This is a genomic window from Streptomyces sp. NPDC057010 (assembly GCF_042673805.1).
Lineage (GTDB): Bacteria > Actinomycetota > Actinomycetes > Streptomycetales > Streptomycetaceae > Streptomyces.
This window is the reverse complement of the sequence record NZ_JBHUSC010000022.1, coordinates 20,208-44,454: the sequence shown is the minus strand read 5'-3', so window position 1 is coordinate 44,454 and position 24,247 is coordinate 20,208. Positions and strand designations below refer to the sequence as shown.

Below are 24,247 nucleotides of genomic sequence, written 5' to 3'. Positions count from 1 at the left end.
GCGGGCAGGTCGGGCTTCATCGTAGGCAGGCCGGTGACTGTCGGTGGCACCGCTTAGCATGGCCGGGAGAGAGGGGGGCGCCGCATGACCGAGAACAGTCCCGAGCAGCGAGACCCGTGGGCGCCGCCGGAGCGGCCGGTGGTCGACCTGGGCAAGCAGCAGGGCGCCCCCGAGGCGGCGGGCGCGTCCGGCCCGCCGTCCGTGCACGACCAGCCGACGCTCGCGGGGATACCGGGGGACACCACGCCGACCCCGTCCGTCCCCCTGGCCTCCCCGGCGCCGGCCGAAGCGCCGGTCACCGGGCCCGTGCCGGCCGCCTACGGCTACCCGGGCCCGCCGCCGGCGCCCCTGCCGGGATACGGGTACCCCGGTGACGCGGGCTATCCCGGGTATCCCGGCCAGCCGGGATACCCGGGTCAGCCCGCCTACCAGGGCTACCCGGGATACGCCGGATACCCGCCGTACGGAGCCCAGCCGAGCAACGGGTTCGGCATCACCGCCCTCGTGCTCGGCATCATCGGTGTGATCACCTGCTACCTGGGCCTCCTGTTCGGAGTCCCGGCGGTCATCTTCGGCGTCCTGGGCCGCGGCAAGGCCCAGCGCGGCGAGGCCGACAACGGCTCGATGGCGCTGGCCGGCATCATCCTGGGCGCGATAGGCATCGTGATCAGCATCCTGATGATCGCGCTCGTGGTGGCCGGTGTCCTGCTCAGCGACTCGCGGGACGGTTCGGACTTCGACCCCCCGCCCTCGCGTACGCGCGTCAGCGAGAGGGTCTGACCCCTACGGCGTCCAGGGCCAGTCGGCGTTCCGGCCGCCCTCGATCAGGGACACCATGCGGAAGGCCGCGTCGGTGAGCCCGCCGAAGGTGTGCCGGTGCGCCGAGCCCGACGGCCCGTGCCCGACGCGGTAGCCGGCCAGGTTCCAGGTGTAGACCGGGACGGTGTCCGGGACCGCGGCCGTCGGTTCGCCTCCGAACGAGACGGCGGCCTGCTCGTCGGTGACGATCAGCACGCGGTCGTGGCCCCGGTAGTGCTCCCTCACGGCCTTGGCCGTGTAGGTGCCACCGAGGTCCCCGAACCGCTCCAGCACCTTCAGTACGGATTCGCCCCGGGTGTACGGGACCGCGTGGCTGTCCGAGCCGAACTGCACGAGGTCGGCGTGCTCGGCGCGCAGCGCCAGCGCGGCCCCGAAGACGGCGGCCGCGTCGGCCCGGTTGAGCTGCGAGCGCTCCGAGAGCGGGGACCACATGGAACCGGAACGGTCGACCAGGACCAGCGTCCGGCCGGGCAGCGCCGGCACGTTGGCCAGCGAGTGGCCGAGCGCCCGCTCCAGCGGGTACGCCCAGCGCAGCGAGGGAGCGTGCTGGTAGGCGGCCAGGTACCGGAAGGGGAACTGCCGGGACCGGGCCACGACCTCCGGGTCGGAGACCTTCGCCGCGACCCGCGCAGCCACCTCGTCCGAGACCCCGGCGTGGTCGAAGTTGCGCAGGTTGCGCAGCAGCGCCATCGGCCCCATGGACGGGATGACCGCCTCCCAGGCGGCCGCGTCCATCGGACCCTGGAGCCATCCGGCCAGCGCCTCCCAGGTCATCCCCGCCTCGGCGAGGCGCTCGGCGCCGCCCGGCGCGGTGACGACCGCACGCCGCTCCGGCACGGGGAGCTCCATCAGCGCCCGGTGCGCGGCCAGGGTGCGGTTGCCCGCCGGGACCTGCGCGTCGTCCGGGTGGTGCCTGCGGTCGAGGGCGTAGCGGAACAGCTCGCCCTGCCAGGGCTTGGCCGGGTCGGGGGAGGCGTGCACGAGGTTGAGGACGTCGCCGAAGCGGTAACCCCGTCGTCGAGCAGAGGCGGTGTCGTACTTCAGCAGCGAGGTGCCGGAGTAGAGGCGGCGTACGGCGTCGGCGATGCCGCGCTTGACGGGCTTGGGCACGTTCCGCCCGTACGTCGCCGTCCAGTAGGCCAGCAGTTCGCCGGGCTCGTCCGCCCGCTGCAGCACGCAGTCCACGACCTGGCGGTTCGACGGCCCGTCGGTTGCGCCCGCGTCGAGCCGCGCCTTGACGTACTCGGCGGCGCCGACGAGCGAGGCGGTCCGCATGTTCGCGTCGCCGCGGAGCCAGCGCAGCAGGCCGGCCGTCCACGCCGGGTCCTCGACCGCGAGCCGGCGCACGAGGGCGCCGAAGCGGTCGTCGCGCGAGGTGCCGCTCTCGTAGAAGGTCTGCTGCGTCACGAAGTTGGCGACGGCCAGCAGGAACAGCTCCGAGCGGGGGTCGCGTTCGTGGCCCGGTCCGCCCTCGTGGGTGCGGGCGCGGCGGGTCGAGCGGACGGGCGAGGTGGGTGTGATGGGTGTGGCGGGCGTCGACTTGAGCGCGCGCAGGTTGAAACGAGCCATGGTGGATCCCCCGAGATGAAGCGAGCGGGGGAGGCGTGCCGTGAGGGATGCCCGAGATCGGACTCGGCGGCGGACTATAGCCCGGCGAGCTACCTGGCTGCTCCACCGGCCGTCGCCCTCGCGGGCGGGGCCGGGTGGGATTCGAACCCACGACCTCCGGGTCCGGGAAGTAACCGCTGCCTGCGCACCGGGCATCCCCCACGCACGTCCTCCCGAGATCAAGGTGGCGGCGGCCTGGTGTCTTTGCGAAAGAAGGAGCCGCTGCCCGCGCACCGGGAGGTGCGTGACGTAGGTGTCCAGAGATCGAGTTCGGCGAAACCACGTGGTGCTCTGCCGACTGAGCTACACCGGCCCGAAGCCGGTGACGGGACTCGAACCCGCGGCCTCCCCATTAACAGTGGAAGTAGGTCTCGCCTCCGCACCTGGACGAGGATCACGGTAGGTGCCGGGCCAGGGTGCGCGCGAGGTATTTAACCTGCGCGGCGTGCGGTCGGGCCCTGCGGGCGGCTTCCCCACCCCGCCCCTTCCCGAAACCGGGGGCTCCGCCCCAGACCCCGCGCCTCAAACGCCGGCGGGGCTGTCCTTGCGCAGGCAGTCGCGTGCCTCCATCAGGGCGAAGCCCAGCAGGTTCAGGCCGCGCCAGCTCGCCGGGTCCAGGGCGCGTTCGTCGTCGGGGGCCAGGCCTATGCCCCAGATGCGGTCCACCGGGCTGGCCTCCACCAGGACACGGTCGCCGGTGGTCAGGAGGTACGAGCGCAGCGCCGGGTCGGAGGCGAACTTGTGCACGCTGCCCTCCACCACGATTCCGTAGCGCTCGCGCTGCCACACCGCTTCGTCGAAGCCCCGCACCAGGCGACCGGCCTTCTTCGCCTCGGCCGGGGTGCGGGCCGAGAGGGCCGCCCGTTCCGCCTCCGCGTCCCCGAACAGGCGCGCCTTCCCGGCCATCATCCAGTGCTCGGCCGTCGCGTACCGGACGTCACCGACAGTGAAAGCAGAGGGCCACCACTGGCTGAGACAGCTCGGTCCGAGCGTCCCGTCAGGCCTCGGACGGTGTCCCCAGAACGGCAGGAACTTCACCCGCTCACCGCGGCTGACCTGCTTGATCAGGTCGTCGATCATCTCCATGCACGCGAGTCTGACAGTCGCCACGGACACTTCGTACGGGATTTCGGGTGTGCCTCGACACATGGTCGACCGATTCCGTCGCGTAATCAAAAGGCAACAACGGAATCACTTGGCCGAGGGAATCTCCTCTGTCAGGATCGGCACTCAATTCGAGCTGTAGCTCGAACTGTAGCTACGGAGAGCGTGAGAGCGTGATGGGCAACCGCTTCCAGGTCAAAGACCGCTTCGCAGACGGCGCGCAGTACATCGACGGAAAGCTGAGGGCCGGCACCTCCGGCCGGTCACACACGGTGGTCGATCCCGCGACCGGCGACGAGGTCCTCACCTACGAACTCGCGAGCACCGCGGACGTCGACGAGGCCGTCGCCGCCGCAGGGCGGGCCTTCGCGGGCTGGTCCGCCGCCACCCCCGGGGAGCGGTCGGACGCCCTGCACCGGCTGGCGGCCGTACTGGCCGAGCAGGCCGAGGACTTCGCGTACGCCGAGTCCCTCCAGTGCGGCAAGCCGATCAAGCTGTCCACCGAGTTCGACGTGCCGGGGACGATCGACAACACCGCCTTCTTCGCCGGCGCCGCACGGCACCTCCAGGGGCAGGCCGCGGCCGAGTACTCCGGCGACCACACCTCCTACGTACGCCGCGAGCCCATCGGCGTCGTCGGCTCCATCGCGCCCTGGAACTACCCGCTCCAGATGGCTGCCTGGAAGATCCTCCCGGCGATCGCCGCGGGCAACACCATCGTCCTGAAGCCGGCCGAGCTCACCCCGCTGACCTCGCTGATGTTCGCGCAGGCGGCCAAGGAGGCGGGCATCCCCGACGGCGTGATCAACATCGTCACCGGGGCCGGGCGCGACGCCGGCGAGCACCTGGTCGGCCACCCCGACGTGGTCATGACCTCCTTCACCGGCTCCACCGCCGTCGGCAAGCGGGTCGCCGAGATCGCCACCGCCACCGTCAAGCGGCTCCACCTGGAGCTCGGCGGCAAGGCCCCCTTCCTCGTCTTCGACGACGCCGACCTGGAGGCCGCCGCGCACGGCGCCGTCGCCGCCTCCCTCATCAACACCGGCCAGGACTGCACCGCCGCCACCCGCGCCTACGTCCAGCGGCCCCTCCACGACGCGTTCGTCACCCGCGTCGCGGAGCTGATGGAGACCGTCCGCCTCGGCGATCCCTTCGCCGCCACCACCGACCTCGGCCCGCTGGTCTCGCACGCCCAGCGCGACCGGGTCGCCGGTTTCGTCGAGCGTGCCCGGACGTACGCCACCGTCGTCACCGGCGGCGAGATCCCCGGCGGAGAGATGGCCGAGGGCGCGTACTACCGGCCCACCCTCATCGCCGGCGCCGCCCAGGACAGCGAGGTCGTCCAGTCCGAGATCTTCGGGCCGGTCCTCGTCGTGCTGCCCTTCGACACCGACGACGAGGGCATCGCGCTGGCCAACGACACCCCGTACGGGCTCGCCGCCTCCGCCTGGAGCCGCGACGTCTACCGCGCGGGCCGGGCCACCCGCGAGATCAAGGCGGGCTGCGTCTGGGTCAACGACCACATCCCGATCATCAGCGAGATGCCCCACGGCGGCTACAAGGCCAGCGGCTTCGGCAAGGACATGTCCGCCTACTCCTTCGAGGAGTACACGCAGGTCAAGCACGTGATGTACGACAACACGGCGGTGGCGGCCAAGGACTGGCACCGCACGATCTTCGGGGACCGATAAGTATCCACCGCCCGACCAGCGGTACACCTCCCGAAAGGGCACAGCGCATGGAGCAGTTCGAGCCCGACCGCCTCTCGGCGGCGCAACTCGCCGCGATGCGGCGCAGCCTCACCAGCGGGCGCGGCGCCCTCACCCGCCGCTCGCTGCTGCGCGCCTCCGGAGTCGGGGCGCTCACCCTCGGCGGCCTGTTCACCCTCGCCGGGTGCGGTATTCCGCCCGCCAAGCGCGAGGGCGACTCGGCGGCGGCCTCCGACGACCACTCGGCGCAGGAGAAGGAGATCAACTTCTCCAACTGGACCGAGTACATGGACACCAGCGACGACGAGAAGACCCGTCCCACCCTGGAGGAGTTCACCAAACGGACCGGGATCAAGGTCAAGTACACCGAGGACATCAACGACAACGTCGAGTTCTTCGGGAAGATCCGGCCGCAGCTCGCCGCCGGCCAGGACACCGGCCGCGACCTGATCGTCGTCACCGACTGGCTCGCCGCCCGCATCATCCGCCTCGGCTGGGCGCAGAAGCTGGACCCGTCGCACCTGCCGCACGCCTACGCCAACCTGATCCCGCAGTTCCGCACCCCCGACTGGGACCCGGGCCGCTCGTACAGCTACCCGTGGACCGGCATCGACACCGTCATCGCCTACAACACCAAGGCCACCGGCGGGAAGAAGGTCGACTCCGTCACCCAGCTCCTCGACGACCCGAGCCTCAAGGGCCGCGTCGGCTTCCTCACCGAGATGCGCGACAGCGTCGGAATGACCCTGCTCGACCAGGGCAAGGACCCCTCGAACTTCACCACCGCGGACTTCGACGGGGCGATCGGCCGCCTGCAGAAGGGCGTGGACACCAAGCAGATCCGCCGGTTCACCGGCAACGACTACACCGCCGACCTCGACAAGGGGGACCTCGCCGCCTGCCTCGCCTGGGCCGGCGACGTCATCCAGCTGCAGGCCGGCAACCCGGACATCCAGTACGCGATCCCGGCCCCCGGATACATCACCTCCAGCGACAACCTGCTGGTCCCCGCCCACGCCCGGCACAAGGCCAACGCCGAGAAGCTCATCGACTTCTACTACGAGCCCGAGATCGCCGCCCAGCTGGCCGCCTTCATCAGCTACGTCTGCCCGGTGGACGGCGTCAAGGACGAGCTGGCCAAGATCGATCCCGCGCTCGCGGACAACCCGCTGATCGTCCCGGACAAGGCGATGGCCGCCAAGGCACACGCCTTCCGCTCGCTCACCAGCGAGGAAGAGACGGCGTACGAAGAGAAGTTCGCCAAGCTCATCGGAGCCTGACGCCGCACGGCGAGCCGTGGAGGACCGGGCGCCGCCCACCGGACGAACCCGGCGGCGGCGCACCCCGGCCGACTCCGCCGGCCCCCTTGACCCCTTCCCCACCCAACCCCGGGACCCACCCATGACTGACAAGACCGCGGGCGGCGACGTCCGCCTCGCCGGGATCAGCAAGCACTACGGCACCTTCACCGCCGTGCACCCGCTGGATCTCACCATCCCCCAGGGCTCCTTCTTCGCCCTGCTCGGCGCCTCGGGCTGCGGAAAGACCACCACCCTGCGCATGATCGCCGGCCTGGAGGAGCCCTCCACCGGCACGGTCCACCTCGGCGACACGGAGGTGACCCACCTGCCGCCGTACAAGCGCCCGGTGAACACGGTCTTCCAGAGCTACGCGCTCTTCCCGCACCTGAACATCTACGAGAACGTCGCCTTCGGCCTGCGCCGCCGCGGCATCAAGTCGGTCAAGAAGCAGGTCGACGACATGCTGGAGCTGGTGCAGCTCGGCGAGCAGGCCGGCAAGAAGCCCCACCAGCTCTCCGGCGGCCAGCAGCAGCGAGTCGCCGTCGCCCGCGCGCTGATCAACCACCCCCAGGTGCTCCTCCTCGACGAGCCCCTCGGCGCCCTCGACCTCAAGCTGCGCCGCCAGATGCAGCTGGAGCTCAAGCGGATCCAGACCGAGGTCGGCATCACCTTCGTGCACGTCACGCACGACCAGGAGGAGGCCATGACGATGGCCGACACGGTCGCCGTGATGAACGGGGGCCGCGTCGAGCAGCTGGGCGCCCCCGCCGAGCTCTACGAGAACCCGGGCACCACCTTCGTCGCCAACTTCCTCGGCACCTCCAACCTCATCGAGGCGTCCGTGGAGTCCGCGGGCGCCGAGGTGGTGGTCTCCGCCTCCGGTACGAAGCTGCACCTGCCCGCGGCCCGATGTTCGACCACCCCCCGCGCCGGCGGGAAGCTGCTGGTCGGGGTGCGCCCGGAGAAGATCTCCCTGGTCCACGCCGACGAGGCGCACACCATCGCCTCCGGCCGCAACACGGTCCGCGGCCGCATCGCCGACTCCTCCTTCATCGGCGTCTCCACCCAGTACGTCATCGACAGCCCGGTCTGTCCGGAGCTGGAGGTGTACGCCCAGAACATCGAGCGCGACGCCCGCCTCGTCCCGGGCGCCGAGGTGGTCCTGCACTGGAACCCGGAGCACACGTTCGGCCTCGACGCGGCCCAGGACATCGACGCGGGCATCGAGACGGTCGAGGAGAGCGCATGACCGCCCCCGCCGCGCTGCCGGAGGTCGCCGCCCCCGCCGAACCCCCGGTGCACAAGGCGTCCGTGCGCAAGCGGCTGATCCCGTACTGGCTGCTGCTCCCGGGCATCCTGTGGCTGCTGGTCTTCTTCGTGCTGCCGATGGTCTACCAGGCCTCCACCTCGGTGCAGACCGGCTCCCTCGAAGAGGGCTTCAAGGTGACCTGGCACTTCCAGACGTACTGGGACGCCTTCACCGAGTACCTGCCGCAGTTCCTGCGCTCCCTGCTCTACGCGGGCACCGCCACCGTGCTCTGCCTGCTGCTCGGCTACCCGCTGGCCTACCTGATCGCCTTCAAGGCCGGCCGCTGGCGCAACCTCCTGCTGGTGCTGGTCATCGCCCCGTTCTTCACCAGCTTCCTGATCCGCACGCTGGCGTGGAAGACGATCCTGGCCGACGGCGGCCCCGTGGTCGCCGTCCTCAACAAGATCGGCTTCCTCGACGTCACCGGCTGGCTCGGCATCACCCAGGGCGACCGGGTGCTGGCCACGCCGCTCGCGGTCGTCTGCGGTCTGACGTACAACTTCCTGCCCTTCATGATCCTGCCGCTCTACACCTCGCTGGAGCGCATCGACACCCGCCTCCACGAGGCGGCCGGGGACCTGTACGCGAAGCCCGCCACGGTCTTCCGGAAGGTGACCTTCCCGCTCTCCATGCCGGGCGTGGTCTCCGGGACGCTGCTGACCTTCATCCCGGCGAGCGGCGACTACGTCAACGCCGAGCTGCTCGGCTCCACGGACACCCGGATGATCGGCAACGTCATCCAGTCGCAGTACCTGCGCATCCTCGACTACCCGACGGCGGCCGCGCTGTCCTTCATCCTCATGGCCATCGTGCTGATCATGGTCACCATCTACATCCGCCGAGCGGGGACGGAGGACCTGGTCTGATGAGCACTCTCACCGGCTGGCTGCGGCGCCATCTCGTCGTCATCTTCGGCCTCGGCACGCTCGCGTACATGATCCTGCCGAACGTGGTCGTGACCGTCTTCTCCTTCAACAACCCCTCCGGGCGGTTCAACTACGCCTGGCAGGAGTTCTCGCTCGACGCCTGGAAGGACCCCTGCGGGGTCGCCGACCTGTGCGGTTCCCTCTCGCTCTCGCTCCAGATCGCCCTGTGGGCCACGATCGCCGCCACCGCCCTGGGCACCGCGATCGCCTTCGCACTGGTCCGCTACCGCTTCCGGGCGCGCGGCGCGGTCAACTCGCTGATCTTCCTGCCCATGGCCATGCCCGAGATCGTGATGGCGGCCTCGCTGCTCGCGCTCTTCCTCAACATGGGCATCCAGCTGGGCTTCTGGACGATCCTGATCGCCCACGTCATGTTCTGCCTCAGCTTCGTCGTCGCCGCCGTCAAGGCGCGCGTCCTGTCCATGGACCCGCGGCTGGAGGAGGCCGCCCGCGACCTCTACGCGGGCCCGGTGCAGACCTTCCTGCGGGTCACGCTGCCGATCGCCGCCCCCGGTATCGCGGCGGGCGCGCTGCTCTCCTTCGCACTCTCGTTCGACGACTTCATCATCACCAACTTCAACTCGGGCAACACCGTCACCTTCCCCATGTTCGTGTGGGGATCGGCCCAGCGCGGTACGCCCGTGCAGATCAACGTCATCGGCACGGCGATGTTCGTCATCGCGGTGCTGGTGGTCCTCGCCGGCCAGATGGTCGGCAACCGCCGCAAGAAGGCACAACCGAAGTAGACCCCTGTAGGGAGTTGGAAGCCATGGCCCCAGTCGCCATGCGTAGTGTTGCGAAATCCCTTTCCGAAGCGAAGCCGGTCTCGTACTGGCTGGACGACCCCGGCAAGCCCGCCCCCCAGCCGGCGCTCACCTCCGACGAGCGCTGCGACCTGCTGGTCATCGGCGGCGGTTACAGCGGGCTGTGGACCGCGCTGCTCGCCAAGGAGCGCGATCCCGAGCGGGACGTCGTCCTGATCGAGAGCAAGGAGGCGGGCTGGGCCGCCTCCGGCCGCAACGGCGGCTTCTGCGCCGCCTCCCTCACCCACGGCCTCGCCAACGGCCTGGCCCGCTGGCCCGACGAGCTCGCCACGCTGGAGGAGCTGGGCGCGCGCAACCTCGACGCCATCGAGGAGGCGGTCGCCCGCTACGGCATCGACTGCGACTTCGAGCGCACCGGCGAGATCGACGTGGCCACCGAACCGCACCAGGTGGAGGAGCTCAGGGAACTGCACCAGGAGGCCGAGCGCCTCGGCCTGGGCGGCGGCGCCGAGTTCCTCGAAGGCGACGCGGTGCGCGCCGAGGTGAACTCGCCGACCTTCCTCGCCGGCATGTGGGACCGCGACGGGGTGGCCATGCTCCACCCGGCGAAGCTGGCCTGGGGGCTCAAGCGCGCCTGTCTGGAGCTGGGCGTGCGGATCTACGAGAACACCCGCGGCCTGAAGATGGCCCCGGCCGGGCCCGGGATGACCGTGCAGACCCCGTACGGCACGATCCTCGCGCGCCGGGTCGCCCTGGGCACGAACATCTTCCCGTCCCTGGTCCGGCGGATCCGCCCGTTCACCGTCCCGGTCTACGACTACGCGCTGATGACCGAGCCGCTGAGCGAGGAGCAGCTGGCCGCCATCGGCTGGAAGAACCGGCAGGGGCTCGGCGACAGCGCCAACCAGTTCCACTACTTCCGGATCACCAAGGACAACCGGATCCTGTGGGGCGGCTACGACGCGATCTACCCCTACCGGGGGAAGCTCGACTCCGAGTACGACCACCGCCCCGAGACCTACCTCAAGCTCGCCGAGCACTTCTTCACCTGCTTCCCGCAGCTGGAGGGCCTGAAGTTCAGCCACGCCTGGGGCGGTGCGATCGACACCTGCTCGCGCTTCTCCGCCTTCTTCGGCACCGCGCACTCGGGCAGGGTCGCCTACGCGGCCGGCTACACCGGGCTCGGCGTGGGCGCCACGCGCTTCGGCGCCGACGTGATGCTGGACCTGCTCGACGGCCTGTCCACCGAGCGCACCCGGCTGGAGATGGTCAGGTCCAAGCCGATGCCCTTCCCGCCCGAGCCCTTCGCGTGGACCGGGATCACGCTCACCAAGTGGTCGCTGGCCCGCGCCGACGCCCGCGGCGGCCACCGGAACATCTGGCTCAGGACGCTGGACCGCTTCGGGCTCGGCTTCGACAGCTGATCCGGCGAGGCGCACGCCCCCGGCGCACACCGCCCGTCATCGTGTGACCCGCTTCACCACCTCGGAGTAACGCAACCCGCGTCATAGCCGCGCCCGGCCGCGCTCTCTCCCGGTGAGAACCCTTCACCGCGGAGACGAACGGAGGCCGGGCGATGGCGATCCCGGAGACCAAGACGGCAGTGGAATGGCTGGTATCGGCGGCGCCGGACCCCGAAGCCTGCCGCTGGGAGTGGGAGCGCAGCCCCCTCGGGGTGACCCTCCTGCCCGCCGGCCGGAACTGGGACGTGCTGATCCTGCCCGGGGAGCTGGGGCAGGCCACCCTCGACGTACTGAACCTGCTCCTCGCCCGGCCCGGCCCGGTGCTCGCCGATTTCGGCGACTCGCGGCTGGGCTTCTTCGTGCCTCCGGGCACGGCGTCCCGCTGGATCGGGACGGGCGTACGGGGTGCGGGGCGCGGCACCTGGATCGTGGTGCCGTATCCCGGCCGGTCCACGGGCGGAGTGCGCTGGCTGGTCCTCCCGGACGGGCAGGGGACGCTCACCGACCCGGTGGTGCTGGAGCTCGCGATGCACGAGGCGGCCGCGCGCGTGGTGGCGGAGGAGGGCCGGAAACCTTGACAACGGCATTGGTCTGGACCATCTTGGGCGCCGCTGACCCCTCCATCCCCCCCATGCACCGGAGGCAGTTGTGCGCAGAGCCCGGTCCCTCCTCACGGCCGCCGCACTCGCGGCGGCCGGCTTCCTCGCCGCGGGCCCGCCGGCCGCGGCGGCGGACGCCGACCTCATACGCAACGGCGGCTTCGAAGCCGGCCTCACCGGCTGGAGCTGCTCCGGCGGCAGCGGAGCCACCGTCACCACCCCCGTCCACGGCGGCGGCTCCGCCCTCAAGGCCACCCCGGCCGGACAGGACAACGCCCGCTGCTCCCAGACCGTCACCGTCAAGCCCGACTCGACGTACACGCTCTCCGCCTGGGTGCAGGGTGCGTACGTCTACCTCGGCGCGAGCGGGACCGGCACCACCGACGTGTCGACCTGGACGCAGACCCCCGGCGCGTGGAAGCAGCTCACCACCGGCTTCCGCACCGGCCCGTCGACCACCTCGGTGACCGTCTACACCCACGGCTGGTACGGCCAGCCGGCGCACTTCACCGACGACCTCACCCTGGTCGGCCCCGACCCCGGCGGCCCCGCCGGCCCCCAGCCCCCGGCCGCCCCCACCGGCCTGACCGTATCCGGCGCCACGCCGAGCAGCCTGAACCTGTCCTGGTCCGCCGCCTCCGGAGCCACCGGCTACACCGTCCACCGCGACGGGGCCGCGCCCCTGAGCGTCACCGGAACCTCGGCCACCGTCACCGGGCTCACCGCCTCCACGACGTACACCTTCCGGGTCGGCGCGGTGAACGCGGCGGGCGAATCCGCCAGGAGCGCCCCCGCCTCCGGGACCACGACGAGCGGCGGCGGTGGCGGCGGTGGCGGCCTCCCCGCGCACGCGCTGGTCGGCTACCTGCACGCGAGCTTCGCCAACGGCTCCGGCTACACCCGGATGGCCGACGTCCCCGCCTCCTGGGACGTCATCAACCTCGCCTTCGGCGAACCGACTTCCGTGACCTCCGGGGACATCCGCTTCCGGCTCTGCCCGGTCGCCGAGTGCCCGGGCGTCGAAACCCCGGCCGAGTTCAAGGCGGCCATCAAGGCCAAGCAGGCCGCCGGCAAGAAGGTCCTGATCTCCATCGGCGGCCAGAACGGCCAGGTCCAGCTCGCCACCACGGCCGCCCGCGACGCCTTCGTCTCCTCCGTCGGCAGCATCATCGACGAATACGGGCTCGATGGCCTCGACATCGACTTCGAGGGCCACTCCCTCTCCCTGGCCACCGGCGACACCGACTTCCGCGCCCCCACCACCGGGGGAATCGTCAACCTGATCTCCGCCGTGAAGACCCTCAAGGCCACGTACGGCCCGGCCTTCGTCCTGACCATGGCCCCCGAGACCTTCTTCGTCCAACTGGGCTACCAGTACTACGGATCCGGCCCCTGGGGCGGCCAGGACCCGCGCGCCGGCGCGTACCTCCCCGTCATCCACGCCCTGCGCGACGACCTCACCCTGCTGCACGTCCAGGACTACAACTCGGGCTCCATCATGGGCCTGGACAACCAGTACCACTCCATGGGCGGCGCGGACTTCCACATCGCCATGACCGACATGCTGCTCACCGGCTTCCCGGTCGCGGGCAACACGGCCCGCGTCTTCCCGCCGCTGCGCCCGGACCAGGTGGCCATCGGCCTCCCGGCCACCACGAACGCGGGCAACGGCCACACCCCGCCCGCCGAGGTGAACAAGGCCCTCGACTGCCTGACGAAGAAGACGAACTGCGGCGCCTACCAGACCCACGGCACCTGGCCCGCCCTGCGCGGCCTGATGACCTGGTCGATCAACTGGGACCGCTTCGGGGGCTGGGAGTTCAGCCGGAACTTCGACGCGTACTTCGGAGGCTGAGCCGGCCGGACCACCGCACCCCGAGGAGCAGCGGAGCGCACAGGAACAGGCTGGCCAGCACGTCGAGCGGCCAGTGCCAGCCCCGCAGGACCAGCCCGACGGCCGTCGCCCCCGTGAGCACGAGGGCGGTGGCCGCCGGCCATGCCCGGCGCGTGTACGGGGCGATGAGCAGGGCCGCGCCGATGTACGCGACGGCCGAGGTGGCGGTGTGGCCCGAGGGGTAGTACCCGGCGGCCCAGGGCTCCAGGGGGCCGGGCCGGGCGGTCCACTCCTTGAGCGGGACGATCAGCGCCGGCACCAGGGCCATGGCCAGTGCCGCGGCCGCCGCGCCGAGGCGGTTGCCGCGCCGGGCGGCGTACGCGATCGCGAGGAGCAGCACCGGAACCGCGACGGGGACGTTGCCGAGGTCCGCCAGGCGCTCGGTGACGGCGTCCGGGACGGTGCGGACGACGGCGCGGCTGAGGCGCTCGTCCGGGGCCAACAGGGGGCCCGCGACCAGGACCTGCCAGGTGATCAGGGCGAAGGCGGCCAGACAGAGGGCGGTCAGGCTCAGGGCGGTCGGAGCGAGCGCGGCCCGGATGATGGCCGGCCGTCCCGGAACAGGGGGGATGGTTCCGGGACGGCCGCCCGGATCGGGTTGCCGTGCGCCCCGGGGGGTTTGGGGCGGACGGCCGTCCGATCGGTGAGGAGTGTGCGCGAACGCATGCCCAGTACGGCGCTGGGGAAGCCCGGTACTGGTGTCGCCCCCGGTTTCCCGGGAGCGGGGTGTCTCACTCATCTGCAGAAACCGTACGGCAGAGGAAAGGGGACCGACAGCAGGAACGCGTTCCCGCCATCGGCCCCCCACACCTTCTTCACAGCGCCCGCCCGTTACCGTCGGTACCGGGTGAGCGCTGCGATCTGGCGTTCTAGACGTTCGATCAGATCTCCGTGCCGATGGCCGCGAACGCGGCCTCGATGAGGTCCAGACCCTCGTTCAGCAGGTCCTCGCCGATGACGATCGGCGGGAGGAAGCGGAGCACGTTGCCGTACGTACCGCAGGTGAGGACGAGCAGGCCCTCGGCGTGGCACGCCTTGGCGAGCGCGCCGGCCGCCTCCGGGAACGGGGTCTTGGAGACCGGGTCCTTGACGAGCTCGATCGCGATCATGGCGCCGCGGCCGCGGATGTCGCCGATGATCTCGTACTTCTCCTGCATGGCCGCGAGGCGGGTCTTCATGATGGACTCGATCTTCTTCGCCGCGGCGTTGAGGTCGAGCTCCTTCATGGTCTCGATGGAACCGAGCGCACCGGCGCACGCCACCGGGTTGCCGCCGTAGGTGCCGCCCAGGCCGCCCGCGTGGGCGGAGTCCATGATCTCGGCGCGGCCGGTCACGGCGGCGAGCGGCAGGCCGCCCGCGATGCCCTTGGCGGTGGTGATGAGGTCGGGGACGATGCCCTCGTCCTCGCACGCGAACCACTGGCCGGTGCGGCAGAAGCCGGACTGGATCTCGTCGGCGACGAAGACGATGCCGTTGTCGTTGGCGAACTTCACGATCGCCGGGAGGAAGCCCTTGGCCGGCTCGATGAAGCCGCCCTCGCCGAGGACCGGCTCGATGATGATCGCGGCGACGTTCTCGGCGCCGATCTGCTTGGTGATGTTGTCGATCGCCTGGGCGGCGGCCTCGGGGCCGCAGTTCTCGGCGCCGGTGGGCCAGCGGTAGCCGTAGGCGACCGGGACGCGGTAGACCTCGGGGGCGAACGGGCCGAAGCCCTGCTTGTACGGCATGTTCTTCGAGGTCAGCGCCATCGTGAGGTTCGTACGGCCGTGGTAGCCGTGGTCGAAGACGACGACGGCCTGGCGCTTGGTGTACGCACGGGCGATCTTGACGGCGTTCTCGACGGCCTCGGCGCCGGAGTTGAACAGGGCCGACTTCTTGGCGTGGTTACCCGGCGTCAGCTCGGCGAGGGCCTCGCAGACCTCGACGTAGCCCTCGTAGGGGGTGACCATGAAACAGGTGTGGGTGAAGTCGGCGAGCTGCGCGGAGGCGCGGCGCACGACGGCCTCGGCGGAGGCGCCGACGGAGGTCACGGCGATGCCGGAGCCGAAGTCGATGAGGCGGTTGCCGTCGACGTCCTCGATGATGCCGCCGCCCGCGCGGGCCGTGAAGACGGGGAGCACGGAGCCCACGCCGCCGGCCACCGTCTCGAGGCGGCGGGCCTGCAGCTCCTGCGACTTGGGGCCGGGGATCGCGGTGACGATGCGGCGCTCCTGCGGGACAGCGGTCATAGAGGGCTCCTGGGGGGTGTTTTCGGACGCACTTGTGTCTTTGTCCGCAGGCTAGGCCCGGGAGAGGGGGTACGGCATGCTCCATCCGGGAGTGATCTCCGCGTGTCCTTGTCCGCAGCGGCCATAGGAGTGGCCGGAGGTGCGTCTCCTGGACAGGTTCGCGGTACGGCCCGGAGCGGCGGTCCGGGCACTAGATTTAGCGCCGCAGCGCAGGGCACGGGCAGGGGGCAGGGGTTCATGGACACCGAGGACACGTACGACGGACAGACGATGCGCGCGGGCCACGTCCCCCGACCGGCGGGCCCACCGCCCTTCGGAACCCCGCCGAAACCGCAGCACGCGCCGGCCGTCGGACCTGTGCTCGCCGATTGGCTCCGGATGCCGCGGCCGCAGGCGGAACCCGGTGTCTGGCGCTTCGGCCATGTGCCTCGCAAGGGAAGCGAGGCGGACCCCACCACCGACCGGTCGCTGCTCAGTGGCGCGGTCATCTCCTTCCTCGCGTGCGTGCTGGTGTGGTCGCTGATCACCGACAACTACGTCCCGTACACCGACCTTCCGGTGAAGCTCCTCACTCCCCGCGACTGGTGGAAGTTGGACGGCACGCCCGAGGGCGGTCCGGGCACCGCCGCCCTGCAGGCGTACATGCTGCTCGTCACCGGGGCGCTTGTGGTCTGGTTCAGCCGCCTCGGCTCCTGGGGTCTGGCCTTCGAACGGCTTGTCGCGGCGCGCGGCTCGCGGGCCCGGGTGCTTGGCGCGACGGCCGGGGCGCTGTTCGTGGTGATGCTGATCTGGACCAGGACCGTACCGGTCCTGAACCTCGTCGGCGGCCATCTGCCCCTCGGGGAGATGGGCGCGGGAGCGCAACTGCTGGTCACCCTCCTCGTGTACGCGGTGGTTCTGGTGCCGGTCCTTGTGTTCTTCACCAGGCTGGGTCGTAGGCCCGTTCCCGGCGGGCTCTCCGAGGCCGCCCGGGTACCAGTGGAGGCGACTGCCAACGCCGACCCGGTCCGGTGGCCGCAGGTGCGAGGGGCCGGGCTCGGGGAGGTGGCCGACCGGCTGGAGGGGGAAGCCGGGGCAGGGCGGATGAACGATGTGGACTATGCGCGGATTCGGCGGGCCTGGGAGTCCGTGACCGTGGATCCCTCGCGGATGCGGGCCTTTGCCGAGGCCGTGCGGGAGAAGGGGGGCGGGGCCTGCGTGCACCCCTCCGGGGCGCGGGATCTGCCCGTGCGGGCCGCCCGGCACGATCTGCTCGCCCGGCAGGTGCTGCTCGGCACCGTCGAGGACGGCCCGCGCAACCCGTACGCCCGCCGCGGCACCTCCCTCGCGCTCGACCCCGACGTGCTCGGGACCTCCCTGCTCGCCGTCGGGCCCTCCGGCAGCGGGAAGACCGGCCGCCTCGTGCGGCCCGTCGTCGAGTCGCTCGCACTGCAGGCGCTCGCCGGGCAGGCCGCCGTCGTCGCCGTCGGCGCGGCCGGGGCGCAGCTCGGGCCCGACGCCGCGTTCGACGTCGTGGTCCGGGTCGGCGACCCCGCCTCCGTGTACGACCTCGACCTCTACGGCGGCGCCACCGACCCCGACGAGGCCGCCACCCTCCTCGCCGAGGCCTTCGTCGGGGACGTGCCCGGCATCGAGGTGCGGCGGGCCGCGACCGCGCTCGCCCAGCTGCTCGGGCCGTTCCGCACGGCGTACGACCGCTTCCCCGCCGTACCCGAGCTCCGCGAACTGCTCGACCAGGTCCCGGAGGTGCTCGGCGACCTGCGCCGGGCCCTGGCCGACGCCGGCCAGCACGCCATGCTCCGCGAGCTGGACGCCCGGGAACGGCAGTACGGGGCCCACGGCGACCCCGGACCCGCCCTCGCCGACCGGGTGGCGCTGCTGGACCGGCCCGCCTTCGCCGGGTTCTTCGACACCACCGGCCAGGGCCGGCCCTTCTCGCTGCGCGCCCTGGAGCACCCGCTCCGCGTCCGCATCGACCTGCCCGAGCGCGGTCACGCCGACGCCTCCCGCATGCTGGCCCGGCTGCTGCTCGCCCAGTTCAACGCCGCCGCGGCCGCCCGCACCGACCGCTCCCTCTTCGCATTCCTCGCCTTCGACGACGCGTCCCACACCCTCACCCCGGAGACCGTCCGCGGCGTCCAGCGGCTGCGCTCCGCCAACGCCGGGGTCCTGCTCGCGCTGCGCACCCTGGACGACGTACCGGAGCCGCTGCGCACCCCGCTGCTCGGCGCGGTCGGCTGCCGGATGGCCTTCTCCGGGGTCACCACCTGGGACGGCAAGCGGTTCGCCGAGACCTGGGGCACCGAGTGGGTGGAGACCCGCGACGTCACCCACCGCACCGTCTTCGCCGACCAGCCGCTGACCCGGGCCATCCACGCCTTCCGCAAGCTCGTCACCGGCAAGGCCGTCACCACGGACGCGGTCACCGTGCGCCAGGTGGAGCGCGAGCGCTGGTCCGCCTCCGACCTGGCGCACGCCGTACCTCCGGGGCACGCGGTGCTCTCGCTGACCTCGGTCCGCGGGGAGCGGGCGGCTCCGCTGCTGGTCCGGCTGGCCGGGTCGGCGACGGCCTGACTCGGGCTGAGCGGACCCGTACGGGGTGGCAGAATCGAGGGGAGCCGTTCATACGACACGGCGAAAAGCGTCGGCGGCTCCTCTGCTGCTCTTCTCTCGCGGCGCTTTTCCGCCGCGCCCCTCCTCTCCCCGCCCCCTCCGCTAAGGCCCCTGGTAACCGATGCCGCTCACCCTCGCCTCGCTCGTCCAGCACTCGGCGCTCAAGCTCAGCGTCCGGGCGGGGGAGAGCCGCCTCGACACCCCCGTGCGCTGGGCCCACGTCAGCGAGCTCGCCGACCCCGTCCCCTACATGGAGGGCGGGGAGCTCCTCCTGATCACCGCGATGAAGCTGGACGCGGAGGATCCGCAGGAGATGGGCCGCTACGTACGGCGGCTCGCGGCGGCCGGGGTCGTCGGCATCGGCTTCGCGGTCGGCGTCAACTACGACGCGGTCCCCGAAGCCCTCGTCGAGGCGGCGCGGACCGAGGACATGCCGCTGCTGGAGGTTCCGCGGCGGACCCCGTTCCTCGCGATCAGCAAGGCGGTCTCCGCCGCGCTGGCGGCCGACCAGTACCGGGCCGTGACCGCCGGGTTCGAGGCGCAGCGCGAGCTGACGCGTGCCGCGCTCTCCGCCGACGGGCCCGCCGAGCTGCTCGCGAAGCTGGCGGCGCACGTGCACGGCTGGGCCGCGCTGTACGACACCTCGGGCGCGGTCGTCGCGGCCGCCCCCGACTGGGCCGCACGGCGGGCCGCCCGGCTCACCCCCGACGTGGAGCGGCTGCGGGAGCGGCCCGCGCCGGCGAGTGCCGTGGTCGGCGGCTCGGAGGACCGGGTCGAGTTGCAGTCCCTGGGCACGGGGCGGCGGGCGCGGGGCGCGCTCGCGGTGGGCACCGGGGCTCCGCTGGGGACGGCCGAGCGGTACGCCGTCCACTCCGCGGTCGCCCTCCTGACGCTGACCACCGAGCGGTCGCGCTCGCTGCACGACGCGGAGTCCCGGCTGGGGGCGGCCGTGCTGCGGATGCTGCTGGCGGGGGAGGCGGAGCATGCGCGGTCCGTGGCCGGAGACCTGTACGGGGCGCTGCTGGAGGCCCCCTTCCGGCTGATCGTGGCCGAGCCGGCGCTGCCGGGGACGGCCCAGCCGGAGGGGCTGGCGCTGCTGGCCGACGCGGTGGAGTCGGCGGCGGCCCGTACGGGCGAGACGCTGCTGGTCGTGCCCGAGCCGGGGCGGCTGGTGGTGCTGGCCGCCGATGCGGGGGCGGCCGTACAGGCGTGCGTGGACCATGCGGAGGCGATCGAGGCGCGGCGGGGGCGGGACGCGGCCGGTCCGGAGCCGGACGAACTGGTGGTCGGCCTGTCCGCCCCGGCGGGTCCGGGCACGGTGGCGGCGGCCCTCAAACAGGCCGACCAGGCGCTGGCCGTGGCCCGGCGGCGGGGGCGCTCGCTCGTGGAGCACGAGGACATGGCGGCGGGGTCGGTGCTGCCGCTGCTGGCCGATGACGCCGTACGGGCCTTCGCGGACGGGACCCTTCGCGCGCTGCGGGAGCACGATGCGACCGGGCGGGGGGATCTGGTGGCCTCGCTCCAGGCGTGGCTCTCCCGGCACGGCCAGTGGGACGCGGCGGCGGCCGACCTCGGCGTGCACCGGCACACCCTCCGCTACCGCATGAAGCGGGTCGAGGAGATCCTCGGCCGCTCCCTGGACGACCCGGACGTCCGCATGGAACTGTGGCTCGCCCTCAAGGCCTCCCCCCCTCCGTCGTAACCCCCGGCCCCTCCGGGCTGGGTGTGCCCCCCGCGCCTCAATCGCCGGCGAGGCTGGATGCGCCTCCGGCGGCGCCTCAAACGCCGGCGGGGCTGATTTTGGCTGGCGTCAGCCTGTGCGTGCGGGTGACACGGCTGGAAGCGGCGGCGGGGCCGGACTTGCCTCCGGCGGCGCCTCAATCGCCGGCGAGGCTGGATTTGGCCGGCCTCGGCCTGCACGTGCGCGTAGCGCAACCGCGAGTCCAGGCGGGCTGGAGGTGCTGGATGTGCCTCCGGCGGCGCCTCAATCGCCGGCGAGGCTGGATTTGGCCGGCGTCAGCCTGCACGTGCGGGTAGCGCAACGTTGCGTCCCGGCGGGGCCGCGGGCACATCCGGCCCCGCCGGGGGAAAACCAGCCACTCCGGCGTTTGAGGAGCGGGGACTGGGGCGGAGCCCCAGCGGTGGAGCCCCAGCGGTGGAGCCGGGCAAGGGCACGCCCGCACAGCCCCCCGCAGGGGCCCGGCATGGGCGGGGCCCGCACGGACACTGACAAAGCGGCGCAGCCCCATCGGCAGGTACTACACGCCGGATAAACACCGAATCCCCGCCGGAGTCCTACCGTGGAGGAGACAACGACCCACCGCACACACTCGAAGGGCCGGGATTCGCATGACTTCCACCCACGCCTTCTGGCTCGCCGGCCGCCAGGCCACCGGCGATGACAGCTTCGACGTCCACTCCCCGTGGGACGGCCGGCTGGTCGGCACCGTCAGCGTGCCCACCGACGCCCAGGTCGAAGAGGCCGTGGCCGCGGCGTACGCCGTGACGGCGGAGTTTTCCGCGACCCCTGCCCACGTGCGGGCCGCCGCCCTGGACCACGTGTCCAAGCGGCTCGTCGAGCGCACCGAGGAGATCGCCCAGCTGATCTCCGCCGAGAACGGCAAGCCCATCAAGTGGGCCCGCGGTGAGGTCGGCCGTGCGGTGTCCGTGTTCCGCTTCGCCGCGGAAGAGGCCCGCCGCTTCAACGGCGGAGAGGCCCAGCGCCTCGACACCGACGCCGGCGGCGTCGGCCGTCTCGCGCTGACCCGCCGCTTCGTCAAGGGCCCGGTCCTCGGTATCGCGCCGTTCAACTTCCCGCTGAACCTGTGCGCCCACAAGGTGGCCCCGGCCATCGCCGTCGGCGCGCCGATCATCCTGAAGCCGGCCCCGGCCACCCCGCTGTCCGGTCTGATCCTGGGCGAGCTGCTCGCCGAGACCGACCTCCCGGCCGGTTCGTGGTCCGTGCTGCCCGTCGCCAACGACAAGATGCCGGCCCTGGTCAAGGACGAGCGCCTCCCCGTCATCTCCTTCACCGGCTCCGACACCGTCGGCTACGCCATCCAGCAGTCGGTGCCCCACAAGCACTGCACCCTGGAGCTCGGCGGCAACGCCGCGGCCGTGGTCCTCGCCGACTGGGCCTCCGAGGCCGACCTCGACTGGGCCGCGACCCGTATCGCGACCTTCTCGAACTACCAGGCCGGCCAGTCCTGCATCTCGGTGCAGCGCGTGATCGCCGACGCGTCCGTCTACGACGCCCTCGTCGAGAAGGTCGTCGCCAAGGTCCAGGCGCAGGTCACCGGTGACCCGTCCGACTCCGCCACCGACGTCGGCCCCCTCGTCTCCGAGGACGCCGCCAAGCGTGTCGAGTCCTGGGTCGACGAGGCCGTGTCCGCCGGAGCCAAGCTGCTCACCGGCGGCAAGCGCGAGGGTGCCTCCTTCGAGCCCACCGTGCTCGCGGAGGTCCCGGCGGGCGTCAAGCTCGCCACCGAGGAGGTCTTCGGGCCGGTCCTCACCCTCACGAAGGTCGAGAACACCGACGAGGCCTTCGCCGCCGTCAACGACTCGAAGTTCGGCCTGCAGACCGGCGTCTTCACCCGCGACATCCAGACCGCGTTCCGCGCGCACCGCGAGCTCGAGGTCGGCGGTGTGATCGTCGGCGACGCGCCGTCCTACCGCGCCGACCAGATGCCGTACGGCGGCGTCAAGCAGTCCGGTGTGGGCCGCGAGGGCGTCCGCTACGCGATGGACGACTACACGTACGAGCGAGTCCTGGTCCTGACCGGCCTCGACATCTGATCTCGTACGGCCAAAAAGCCGACGGCCGGAGCCTACTGTGCGGGGGCTCCGGCCGTCCCCCTTTTCCATTCCGCCCACATTGGGTACGACTCACAGGTAGCACCGGCTGGTAATCCGGTGAACCACCGACTCGGCGGCGAGGTGAGTCCCCTCATGTCCGCAACACAGCCCGCACAGCCCAAGGTGACCGAGCGCGAGGCACGGCAGGTCGCGGAAGCGGCCCGGGAGCAGGACTGGCGCAAGCCCAGCTTCGCCAAGGAGCTCTTCCTCGGCAGGCTGCGGCTCGACCTGATCCATCCCCATCCGCTGCCCGCGGACGAGGACGTCCGGCGCGGCGAGGCCTTCCTCGCCCGGCTGCGGACCTTCTGCGAGACCGAGATCGACGGGGCCCGCATCGAACGCGAGGCGCGGATCCCCGACGAGACCGTGCGCGGGCTGAAAGAGCTCGGCGCCCTCGGGATGAAGATCGACCCCAAGTACGGCGGCCTCGGCCTCACCCAGGTCTACTACAACAAGGCCCTCGCGCTCGTCGGCTCCGTCAGTCCGGCCATCGGCGCCCTGCTCTCCGCCCACCAGTCGATCGGCGTCCCCCAGCCGCTGAAGATCTTCGGCACGCAGGAGCAGAAGGACACCTACCTGCCGCGCTGCGCCACCACCGCCATCAGCGCCTTCCTGCTCACCGAGCCCGACGTGGGCTCCGACCCGGCGCGCCTGGCCACCACGGCGGTCCCGGACGGCACGGACGGCTACGTCCTCGACGGCGTGAAGCTGTGGACCACCAACGGGGTGGTCGCGGACCTGCTCGTGGTGATGGCGCGCGTACCGAAGAGCGAGGGCCACCGCGGCGGCATCACCGCCTTCGTCGTCGAGGCCGACTCGCCCGGCATCACCGTCGAGAACCGCAACGCCTTCATGGGCCTGCGCGGCCTGGAGAACGGCGTCACCCGTTTCCACCAGGTACGGGTCCCCGCCGCCCAGCGCATCGGCGCCGAGGGAGCCGGGCTCAAGATCGCCCTGACCACCCTCAACACCGGCAGGCTCTCGCTGCCCGCGATGTGCGTCGGGGCCGGCAAATGGTGCCTGAAGATCGCCCGCGAGTGGTCCGGCGTACGCGAGCAGTGGGGCCGCCCGGTCGCCAGGCACGAGGCCGTCGGCGCCAAGATCTCCTTCATCGCCGCCACCACCTTCGCCCTGGAGGCGGTCGTGGACCTCGCCTCCCAGATGGCCGACGAGGACCGCAACGACATCCGCATCGAGGCGGCCCTCGCCAAGCTGTACGGCTCGGAGATGGCCTGCCTGATGGCCGACGAGCTCGTCCAGATCCGCGGCGGCCGGGGCTTCGAGACCGCCGAGTCCCTCGCCGCCCGCGGCGAGCGCGCCGTGCCCGCCGAGCAGATGCTCCGCGACCTGCGCATCAACCGGATCTTCGAGGGCTCGACGGAGATCATGCACCTGCTGATCGCCCGCGAGGCCGTCGACGCCCACCTGTCGGTCGCGGGCGACCTCATCGACCCGGACAAGGCCCTCGGCGACAAGGCCAGGGCGGGCGCCCGCGCAGCCGGGTTCTACGCCCGCTGGCTGCCCCAGCTCGCCACCGGCGCCGGCCAGCTCCCCGGCACCTACCGGGCCTTCCACCCCGGCGGCCACCCCGACCTGGCCACCCACCTGCGCTACGTCGAACGCTGCGCCCGCAAACTGGCCCGCTCCACCTTCTACGCCATGTCCCGCTGGCAGGGCCGCATGGAGACCAAGCAGGGCTTCCTGGGCCGGATCGTCGACATCGGCGCCGAGCTCTTCGCGATGAGCGCGGCCTGCGTCCGCGCCGAGCACCTGCGCGCCTCCGGCGAGCACGGCCGCGAGGCGTACCAGCTGGCCGACGCCTTCTGCCGGCAGTCCCGGATCCGCGTCGAGGAACTCTTCGGACGGCTCTGGACCAACACCGACGACCTCGACCGCAAGGTCGTCGCGGGCGTACTGAGCGGCACCTACACCTGGCTGGAGGAGGGCGTCATCGACCCCTCCGGCGACGGCCCGTGGATCGCGGAGGCCGCACCCGGCCCCTCCAGCCGGAAAAACGTGCACCGCCCGCTCCGCTGACCTGCGATCATCGCCGGA

The 24,247-nt window shown here is 71.9% G+C and carries 17 protein-coding genes; 13 read left to right on the top strand and 4 right to left on the bottom strand.

The window, feature by feature from the left end; translation table 11 throughout:
- The first annotated feature begins 84 nt into the window (after positions 1-84).
- The gene (locus tag ACFTXQ_RS19790) at positions 85-780 is read left to right on the top strand and encodes a DUF4190 domain-containing protein (RefSeq protein WP_382642420.1); all 696 of its coding nucleotides are present in this window, start codon (positions 85-87) and stop codon (positions 778-780) included.
- Positions 781-783: 3 nt separating this feature from the next.
- Here ACFTXQ_RS19790 and ACFTXQ_RS19785 read toward each other — a convergent pair whose 3' ends face one another.
- A complete protein-coding gene (locus tag ACFTXQ_RS19785; RefSeq protein ID WP_382642418.1) occupies positions 784-2,388 on the bottom strand; it encodes a TROVE domain-containing protein in 1,605 nt (534 codons plus the stop codon).
- A gap of 561 nt (positions 2,389-2,949) precedes the next feature.
- On the bottom strand, positions 2,950-3,513 hold the full coding sequence (locus ACFTXQ_RS19780; RefSeq protein WP_382642416.1) for an NADAR family protein: 564 nt from the start codon (positions 3,511-3,513) through the stop codon (positions 2,950-2,952).
- A gap of 194 nt (positions 3,514-3,707) precedes the next feature.
- Here ACFTXQ_RS19780 and ACFTXQ_RS19775 point away from each other — a divergent pair, with 194 nt between their 5' ends.
- The 8 genes from ACFTXQ_RS19775 (at position 3,708) to ACFTXQ_RS19740 (ending at position 13,457) form a co-directional block, all read left to right on the top strand.
- Complete coding sequence (locus ACFTXQ_RS19775; protein WP_382642504.1) at positions 3,708-5,222, top strand: gamma-aminobutyraldehyde dehydrogenase; 1,515 nt, start codon at positions 3,708-3,710, stop codon at positions 5,220-5,222.
- A 47-nt stretch (positions 5,223-5,269) separates the two neighbouring features.
- The gene (locus ACFTXQ_RS19770; protein ID WP_382642415.1) at positions 5,270-6,520 is read left to right on the top strand and encodes a PotD/PotF family extracellular solute-binding protein; all 1,251 of its coding nucleotides are present in this window, start codon (positions 5,270-5,272) and stop codon (positions 6,518-6,520) included.
- Positions 6,521-6,641: 121 nt separating this feature from the next.
- On the top strand, positions 6,642-7,790 hold the full coding sequence (locus tag ACFTXQ_RS19765) for an ABC transporter ATP-binding protein (protein ID WP_382642413.1): 1,149 nt from the start codon (positions 6,642-6,644) through the stop codon (positions 7,788-7,790).
- Positions 7,787-8,716, top strand: coding sequence for an ABC transporter permease (locus tag ACFTXQ_RS19760; protein WP_382642411.1), 930 nt, complete (start codon positions 7,787-7,789; stop codon positions 8,714-8,716). The genes ACFTXQ_RS19765 and ACFTXQ_RS19760 overlap by 4 nt, the downstream gene beginning before the upstream one ends.
- Positions 8,716-9,522 carry an ABC transporter permease gene (locus tag ACFTXQ_RS19755; protein WP_382642409.1) on the top strand — a complete coding sequence of 269 codons (807 nt, stop codon included), beginning with the start codon at positions 8,716-8,718 and terminating at the stop codon, positions 9,520-9,522. Before ACFTXQ_RS19760 ends, ACFTXQ_RS19755 begins: the two co-directional genes overlap by 1 nt.
- A gap of 23 nt (positions 9,523-9,545) precedes the next feature.
- Positions 9,546-10,964, top strand: a complete 1,419-nt coding sequence (locus ACFTXQ_RS19750) for an NAD(P)/FAD-dependent oxidoreductase (RefSeq protein ID WP_382642407.1) — start codon at positions 9,546-9,548, stop codon at positions 10,962-10,964.
- Positions 10,965-11,116: 152 nt separating this feature from the next.
- Complete coding sequence (locus ACFTXQ_RS19745; RefSeq protein WP_382642405.1) at positions 11,117-11,581, top strand: hypothetical protein; 465 nt, start codon at positions 11,117-11,119, stop codon at positions 11,579-11,581.
- Positions 11,582-11,651: 70 nt separating this feature from the next.
- Entirely contained in the window at positions 11,652-13,457 is a 1,806-nt protein-coding gene (locus tag ACFTXQ_RS19740) for a chitinase (RefSeq protein WP_382642403.1), read from the top strand.
- On the opposite strand, the gene ACFTXQ_RS19735 is transcribed toward ACFTXQ_RS19740, so the two are convergent.
- Both ACFTXQ_RS19735 and gabT read right to left on the bottom strand, forming a co-directional pair.
- Positions 13,423-14,235, bottom strand: coding sequence for a phosphatase PAP2 family protein (locus tag ACFTXQ_RS19735; protein ID WP_382642401.1), 813 nt, complete (start codon positions 14,233-14,235; stop codon positions 13,423-13,425). The genes ACFTXQ_RS19740 and ACFTXQ_RS19735 overlap by 35 nt on opposite strands.
- A 142-nt stretch (positions 14,236-14,377) precedes the next feature.
- Positions 14,378-15,724 carry a 4-aminobutyrate--2-oxoglutarate transaminase gene (gene gabT, locus ACFTXQ_RS19730; protein ID WP_382642399.1) on the bottom strand — a complete coding sequence of 449 codons (1,347 nt, stop codon included), beginning with the start codon at positions 15,722-15,724 and terminating at the stop codon, positions 14,378-14,380.
- A gap of 237 nt (positions 15,725-15,961) precedes the next feature.
- On the opposite strand from gabT, the gene ACFTXQ_RS19725 reads away from it, so the two are divergent.
- From ACFTXQ_RS19725 to ACFTXQ_RS19710, 4 genes are all read left to right on the top strand, one after another.
- Positions 15,962-18,298 (top strand): ATP/GTP-binding protein, encoded by a 2,337-nt coding sequence (locus ACFTXQ_RS19725; RefSeq protein WP_382642397.1) that lies wholly within the window; start codon positions 15,962-15,964, stop codon positions 18,296-18,298.
- Positions 18,299-18,458: 160 nt separating this feature from the next.
- Positions 18,459-20,039, top strand: a complete 1,581-nt coding sequence (locus ACFTXQ_RS19720; RefSeq protein WP_382642395.1) for a PucR family transcriptional regulator — start codon at positions 18,459-18,461, stop codon at positions 20,037-20,039.
- A 647-nt stretch (positions 20,040-20,686) separates the two neighbouring features.
- Positions 20,687-22,132 carry an aldehyde dehydrogenase family protein gene (locus ACFTXQ_RS19715; RefSeq protein WP_382642393.1) on the top strand — a complete coding sequence of 482 codons (1,446 nt, stop codon included), beginning with the start codon at positions 20,687-20,689 and terminating at the stop codon, positions 22,130-22,132.
- 153 nt (positions 22,133-22,285) lie between these two features.
- A complete protein-coding gene (locus tag ACFTXQ_RS19710; protein ID WP_382642391.1) occupies positions 22,286-24,229 on the top strand; it encodes an acyl-CoA dehydrogenase family protein in 1,944 nt (647 codons plus the stop codon).
- Positions 24,230-24,247: the final 18 nt, after the last annotated feature.